We start from the raw sequence: 6,889 nt of genomic DNA on the forward strand, positions 1-6,889 counted from the left end.
GAAAAAGCCCGCTCGCACATCCGCGACCGCCTGACGCAGCTCGCACCGATCTTCCTGAAAAACAAGTTCATGCTGGGCGACAACTTTTCCATGCTGGACGTGGCGATTGCCCCCCTGCTGTGGCGCCTGGACTACTACGATATCGACCTGTCGAAAAATGCCGCACCGTTGCTCAAGTATGCGGAACGCATCTTTTCGCGCCCGGCCTATATCGAAGCGCTGACGCCTTCCGAAAAGGTCATGCGGAAATAACTCCACCTGACCCGATTTCTGGACAAGCAGCTTGGCTGAATTCATGAACGCCCTGGACTCACCGTCAACGCGACCGTATCTGATACGGGCTTTGTACGAGTGGTGCACCGACAACGGCTTCACGCCTTATGTGGCCGTGTCGGTGGACGACACCGTGCAGGTGCCACGCGAGTACGTCAAGAACAACGAGATCGTGCTCAACATCAGTTTTGACGCAACCTCGTCGCTCAAGCTGGGCAACGACTTCATCGAATTCAAGGCACGGTTTGCCGGCAGCGCCCGGGAAATCATGGTTCCTATCAGCCACGTGATTGCCATCTATGCCCGCGAAAACGGGCAGGGTATGGCTTTTCCCATGGTTGCGGCTTCTTCCGCTACCGTCTCCGGCGCTGAGACGGACGCCGAAGATACCCATGGCACCGCTCCCGTGGCGGCCGTGCCGCCTGCGCATTCGCACAGCCCGGCGGATGGCCCGGAAAAGATCATGCAGCTGGTGCCTGAAAGCAGCGCGGATACACAAGGCGATGATGGTTCCGAGCCGCCGGAGCCACCGAAGTCGCCACGCACACGGCCTTCCTTGAAACGGGTCAAGTAAAATAGCTTTTGTGCCGCTTTAGCTCAGTTGGTAGAGCAACCGCCTTGTAAGCGGTAGGTCGTCAGTTCGATTCCGACAAGCGGCACCATTTCCCCCTTTCCTGTTGCCTTTCCCATGCCATATGGGTACCATCGCTACAAAATTGGTAGCAGGCAACGCGGCCAATGTGTGGGTTCAGGCGTATTGAGGCTCTTGTGAGCCAGCCGGGACGACTACTTTTTGGCTATTAGTATCTTGAGCCGAATTGATGTAACCTTCCAACCTTTGCCAAGCAGGCGTGCCTGGATAAGGGGAAGAAGCTGCCGGATTTTTGCGGCCGCTGCATTGCCTTTTACAAGCAGGCACCAGCTGTCACCGTCAATCGGTCCGGCCTGAACGGCGGGGCGCAGGGCTTCCGGAATCAGCGACTCAATGGCCTTGAGCCTTTCGCTGGACTCCTGGACGAGCTCCGTCAGCCGGGCCAGGGAGGGTGAGTTCCCGGCCGCCTCGTAAACGGAAAGCGCTTGTGGAAGGCGCCGGTCAGTGGTCATGATGGGCAGTTTGCACCAGGCAAGCGCAAGCTGAAAAAAAAGAGGTAGACAAGTGCATTTGATTATCACGGATGCGTGGCTGGCGAAAAGCCGGGCCATTTATTTAAGCGGTACCAAACTGGTGCTGGCCGGCTTTGTGGCCGCCCTGGCGCTGATGCTCGTGGCTGCCGGTCTCTACCACTGGGTGTTCCTCAAGGGAGCGCGCGAAGGCTGGCCGGTCATCGGCTCGCTGGTCAAGCTCATGGTCAAGGACGAATTCGATCAGCGCGACCGCTTCATGCGCGAAAACCTTGACGTCATGGCCAGGCGCGTCGGTGAAATGCAGGCCAAGATGATGCAGCTTGAAGCCCTTGGCGAGCGGGTCTCGGGCCTGGCGGGTGTCAGCCCGAATGACATCAAGGTAACGCCCGGCCGCGGCGGGGCGCTGGTGGCAGGGCCCTCTCTGACCATGGAAGAGCTGCAGGCCACCCTGGCAGCCCTGGACAAACTGACCGACCAGCGCGTGGACCTGATGACTGTGATGGAGTCTCGCCTCTTCGACCAGAAGATCAAGAAAATGATGGTCCCCACCCAGGAGCCGGTGGCTGGCGGCAACCTCGGCTCGCCTTTCGGCTGGCGGATTGACCCCATGAACGGGCGCTCGGCCCTGCATACCGGGCTTGATTTCCCCTCCGAACCGGGTACCGCCATTTTGGCCGCGGCGGGCGGCGTGGTGGTGACGCAGGAATTCCATCCCGCTTACGGCAACATGGTGGAAATCGACCATGGCAACGAACTCGTCACGCGTTACGCCCATGCGTCCCGTGTACTGGTCAAAAAAGGCGATCTGATCAAACGCGGGCAGAAGATTGCAGAAGTCGGCACCACTGGCCGTTCCACGGGGCCACACCTGCATTTCGAGGTGCTGGTCCAGGGGGTCTTTCAGGATCCCCAAAAATTCCTGACCGCAGGGCAGAAACTGCCCGGGCCCACGGTGGCAGCGGTTTCCCCGCGGCCGCCCGTGCCGGCCCCACAGCTGCCGCGGCCCCACTAGGCGCTTGCCGCTGCCGCGCCCTTGTGCGCGGCTTATGGCTTGCCGCTGCGGTTTTACAGCGGGTGGCCATGTGACTCCTTTGGCAGAGTTAAAATCAGGGGTTTGGGCCCAGTTGAAGTAACTGTTGGCGCCCATACCTAGGTTCCGTACACAAAAAGGGATTTCGGCCGCATTGCCTAGCTCGCGGGAGCGGTCAAAGGCGGCCTCGCATTTATGGCTTCCAACATCCTGACCAAAATTTTCGGCAGCCGCAACGACCGCCTGCTCAAAACTTACCGCAAAACCGTAGAGCGCATCAATGCGTTGGAACTCCAGTACGAGAAGCTGAGCGACGACCAGCTGCGCGCCAAAACCCAGGAGTTCAAAGACCGGGTGGCTGCCGGCGAAGAACTCGACGCCATTCTTCCCGAGGCTTTTGCCGTGGTCCGGGAGGGTAGCAAACGCGTCATGAAGATGCGCCACTTTGACGTGCAGATGCTGGGCGGCATGTCGCTGCACAACGGAAAGATTTCGGAGATGCGCACCGGCGAGGGCAAGACCCTGACCGCTACGCTGCCGGTGTACCTCAATGCGCTGACCGCCAAGGGCGTGCACGTGGTGACGGTCAATGACTACCTGGCCAGCCGCGACGCGCGCTGGATGGGCAAGCTCTACAACTTCCTGGGCCTGACCGTCGGCATCAACCTGCCCAACATGTCGCGCGAGGAAAAGCAGGCCGCCTACGGCTCCGACATCACCTACGGCACCAACAACGAGTACGGCTTCGACTACCTGCGCGACAACATGGTCTATGAGGTGGCTGATCGCGTGCAGCGCGGCCTGAACTACGCCATCGTCGACGAGGTCGATTCGATCCTGATCGACGAAGCCCGCACGCCGCTCATCATCAGCGGCCAGGCGGAAGACCACACCGAGATGTATCTGGCGATGAACAAGGTCGTGCCCTTGCTGACGCGCCAGGAAGGCGAAGCCGATCCGCGCACCGGCGAGGGCGTGACCAAGCCCGGCGACTACACCATCGACGAGAAAACCCACCAGGTTTTCCTGACCGAGCAGGGCCATGAGAACGCCGAACGCCTGCTGTTCAACCTGGGCCTGATCCCTGAAGGCGCCACGCTGTACGACCCGGCCAATATTTCGCTGATGCATCACCTGTATGCAGCGCTGCGCGCCAACCTGCTCTACCACCGCGACCAGCACTATGTGGTACAGGACGGCGAGGTCGTGATTGTGGACGAGTTCACCGGCCGCCTGATGTCGGGCCGCCGCTGGAGCGACGGCCTGCACCAGGCCGTCGAGGCCAAGGAAGGCGTGCAGATCCAGGCTGAAAACCAGACGCTGGCCTCCATTACCTTCCAGAACTATTTCCGCCTGTACAGCAAGCTGGCCGGCATGACTGGCACCGCCGACACCGAAGCCTACGAATTCCAGGAAATCTACGGGCTCGAAACCACGGTGATCCCGCCCAACCGCGTCAGCCGCCGCGATGACCAGCTGGACCGGGTCTACAAGACTACGCGCGAAAAATACGAAGCCGCCATCAAGGACATCCGCGAATGCTACGAGCGCGGGCAGCCCGTGCTGGTCGGCACCACGTCGATTGAAAACTCCGAAATCATCGACCAGCTGCTGGTCAAGGAAAACCTGCCGCACCAGGTGCTCAACGCCAAGCAGCACGCCCGCGAAGCCGACATCATTGCCCAGGCCGGCCGGCCGAAAATGATCACCATCGCCACCAACATGGCGGGCCGCGGCACCGACATCGTGCTGGGCGGCAATGTGGAAAAATTGGTTGAAGCGGTTGAAGCGGATGAGTCGCTCGATGCGGCGGCCAAGGAAGCTGAAATTGCCCGCCTGCGCGCAGTCTGGAAAGAAGAGCACGAACAGGTCACCTCCCTGGGCGGCTTGCGCATCATCGCGACCGAACGCCATGAATCGCGCCGTATCGACAACCAGCTGCGCGGCCGTTCGGGCCGCCAGGGCGACCCCGGTTCATCGCGCTTTTATTTGAGCCTGGACGACCCGCTGATGCGCATCTTCGCGGGCGACCGCGTCAAGGCGATCATGGAGCGTCTCAAGATGCCGGACGGCGAGGCGATCGAGGCGGGCATTGTCACGCGCAGCATCGAGTCCGCACAGCGCAAGGTCGAGGCGCGCAACTTCGACATCCGCAAGCAGCTGCTCGAATACGACGACGTCGCCAATGACCAGCGCAAGGTGATTTACCAGCAGCGCAATGACATCATGGATGCGGACAACCTGCAGGCGCAGATTGCTTCCCTGCGCGAGGGTTGCTTCACCGATCTGGCGCGGCAGTATGTGCCGGCTGAAAGCGTTGAAGAGCAGTGGGACATCGCCGGGCTTGAGAACGTGCTGCGCGACGAGTGGCAGATCGAGCTGCCCCTGCGCCAGGAGCTGGAAGCCGCGACCGCCATCACCGACGACGAAGTCGTGGAAAAAGTCATTGCCGCAGCCAATGCCGCATTCGCCGACAAGGTCGAAAAAATCGGCGAAGAAAACTTCACGCAGTTCGAGCGCATTGTCTTGCTGCAGAGCATCGACAGCCATTGGCGCGAACACCTGAGCGCCCTCGACTACCTGCGCCAGGGCATCCACCTGCGCGGCTATGCCCAGAAGCAGCCCAAGCAGGAATACAAGCGCGAAGCATTTGAGCTCTTTGGCCAGCTGCTTGACAGCGTGAAGAACGAAGTCACCAAGGTGCTGATGACCGTCAAGATCCAGTCGGGCGAACAGCTGGAGCAGGCCGCCGAGGAAATGGAAAGCCGCGCCGAGAACATCACCAACGTCACCTACACCGCACCCACTGAAACCGGTGAGGTGGAAACCACGCTGGACAGCGAATCGCAGCGCCGTGCGTCGTCCATACCGGCGGGCGAAGTGCCGCGTGTGGGCCGCAACGACCCGTGCCCCTGCGGCTCGGGCAAGAAGTACAAGAACTGCCACGGCCGGTTGAACTGACAACCCGGCCTGCGCGGAACACTGCCCGACTTAAACCCTGATTTCCGGAGTCCTGGAATATGCCCGTCAACCTGGTTGCCACGCCCGCCGCGGACCTTCACCCTGTTCCCGGCGTGCGCTGGGGCATTACCGAAGCGGGTATCCGCAAGGCCAACCGCAAGGACCTGTCCGTGTTGCTGCTCGACGAGGGTGCTTCGGTTGGCGCCGTCTTCACGCAAAACCGCTTCTGCGCGGCACCGGTCCAGATCTGCCGTGAGCACCTGGCCAAAAACGGCGGCAAGACGGCGGGCATACGCGCCATGCTCATCAACACCGGCAATGCCAATGCCGGCACCGGTGACGACGGCCTGAGCCGCGCGCATGCCAGCTGCATCGCACTGGCCCACCTGCTGGATATTGCGCCCGAGCAGATCCTGCCGTTTTCCACTGGCGTCATCATGGAGCCGCTGCCCAACGACCGCATCGCGGCGGGCCTGCCGGCCGCACTGGAAGCCGCCAAGGCCGACAACTGGGGCAGCGCTGCCGAAGCCATCATGACGACGGATACCGTCGCCAAGGCTTTCTCCGCGCGCGTCAAGATCGCAGGCGCCGACGTCACCATCACCGGCATCAGCAAGGGCGCCGGCATGATCCGACCCAACATGGCCACCATGCTCGGCTTCATGGCCACGGATGCCTGCGTTGCCCAGCCGCTGATGGCGCAACTGGCCACAGAACTGGCTGAAGGCTCATTCAACCGCGTGACGGTCGACGGCGACACCTCGACCAATGATTCCTTCGTCGTGATGGCCACCAACAAGGCGAAGCATCCACCCATCACTTCGCTGGACAGTGCAGAAGGCAAGGCCTTGCGCGCTGCCATGCTGGACATTGCCCGCAAGCTGGCCCAAGCCATCGTGCGCGACGGCGAAGGCGCCACCAAGTTCATCACTATTGCCGTCGAAGGCGGCAAGACCGGTGAAGAGTGTCGCAAGGTGGCTTATGCGATTGCGCATTCGCCGCTGGTGAAAACCGCCTTCTTCGCCAGCGACCCCAACCTTGGCCGCATCCTGGCGGCAGTCGGCTACGCCGGCATCGACGACCTGGACCAGACGAAGATCGATCTGTACCTGGACGATGTGCTGGTCGCCAAAAACGGCGGCCGCCATCCCGGCTACGTGGAAGCCGACGGCCAGCGCGTGATGAAGCAGAGCGAGATCACCGTGCGCGTGATCCTGGGCCGGGGCGATGCAGCCGACACGGTCTGGACCTGTGACCTGTCTTACGACTACGTCAAGATCAACGCCGACTACCGCAGTTAATCAGCACACCCCCATGAACGAGCAGTTTGAACGCCTGATCACCCGCGTCGAGTCCCTGATGGCGCGGATTGAGTCCGTGCTGCCGCAGCCCTTGAGCGCACCCGACTGGAGCGCTTCGATTGCCTACCGCTACCGCAAGCGCAGCTCCGGCCACGGCTCGCTGGAGCCGGTGCGCCATATTGGCAACATGAGTCTCGGT

At 61.5% G+C, this 6,889-nt stretch carries 6 protein-coding genes, 1 tRNA gene and 1 pseudogene; 7 read left to right on the plus strand and 1 reads right to left on the minus strand.

Features of this window, described 5'->3' with window-relative positions; all coding sequences use genetic code 11:
- The 3 genes from AC1D0Z_RS13765 to AC1D0Z_RS13775 form a co-directional block, all read left to right on the plus strand.
- Positions 1-252 (plus strand): glutathione S-transferase C-terminal domain-containing protein (locus AC1D0Z_RS13765; RefSeq protein ID WP_477658793.1); only part of this gene is annotated, 252 nt, incomplete at its 5' end.
- 43 nt (positions 253-295) lie between these two features.
- A complete protein-coding gene (locus tag AC1D0Z_RS13770; RefSeq protein WP_477658794.1) occupies positions 296-847 on the plus strand; it encodes a ClpXP protease specificity-enhancing factor in 552 nt (183 codons plus the stop codon).
- Positions 848-859: 12 nt separating this feature from the next.
- Positions 860-935: transfer RNA gene (locus AC1D0Z_RS13775), tRNA-Thr, on the plus strand.
- Between the two features lie 124 nt (positions 936-1,059).
- On the opposite strand, the gene AC1D0Z_RS13780 is transcribed toward AC1D0Z_RS13775, so the two are convergent.
- Positions 1,060-1,377, minus strand: coding sequence for a hypothetical protein (locus tag AC1D0Z_RS13780; protein WP_477658795.1), 318 nt, complete (start codon positions 1,375-1,377; stop codon positions 1,060-1,062).
- A gap of 52 nt (positions 1,378-1,429) precedes the next feature.
- On the opposite strand from AC1D0Z_RS13780, the gene AC1D0Z_RS13785 reads away from it, so the two are divergent.
- From AC1D0Z_RS13785 to AC1D0Z_RS13800, 4 genes and pseudogenes are all read left to right on the plus strand, one after another.
- Entirely contained in the window at positions 1,430-2,410 is a 981-nt protein-coding gene (locus AC1D0Z_RS13785) for a M23 family metallopeptidase (RefSeq protein ID WP_477658796.1), read from the plus strand.
- 213 nt (positions 2,411-2,623) lie between these two features.
- A complete protein-coding gene (gene secA / locus AC1D0Z_RS13790; RefSeq protein ID WP_477658797.1) occupies positions 2,624-5,389 on the plus strand; it encodes a preprotein translocase subunit SecA in 2,766 nt (921 codons plus the stop codon).
- Positions 5,390-5,448: 59 nt separating this feature from the next.
- Positions 5,449-6,690, plus strand: coding sequence for a bifunctional glutamate N-acetyltransferase/amino-acid acetyltransferase ArgJ (gene argJ / locus AC1D0Z_RS13795; RefSeq protein ID WP_477658798.1), 1,242 nt, complete (start codon positions 5,449-5,451; stop codon positions 6,688-6,690).
- A 13-nt stretch (positions 6,691-6,703) separates the two neighbouring features.
- Positions 6,704-6,889: pseudogene (locus tag AC1D0Z_RS13800) on the plus strand (AAA family ATPase); the annotation flags it as partial.

Source organism: Polaromonas sp. P1_E3 (assembly GCF_056405935.1).

Coding starts and splice junctions, on each gene's coding strand:
- secA (WP_477658797.1), top strand. CDS start 2,624: ATGGCTTCCAACATCCTGACCAAAATTTTCGGCAGCCGCAACGACCGC.
- AC1D0Z_RS13770 (WP_477658794.1), top strand. CDS start 296: ATGAACGCCCTGGACTCACCGTCAACGCGACCGTATCTGATACGGGCT.
- argJ (WP_477658798.1), top strand. CDS start 5,449: ATGCCCGTCAACCTGGTTGCCACGCCCGCCGCGGACCTTCACCCTGTT.
- AC1D0Z_RS13780 (WP_477658795.1), bottom strand. CDS start 1,377: ATGACCACTGACCGGCGCCTTCCACAAGCGCTTTCCGTTTACGAGGCG.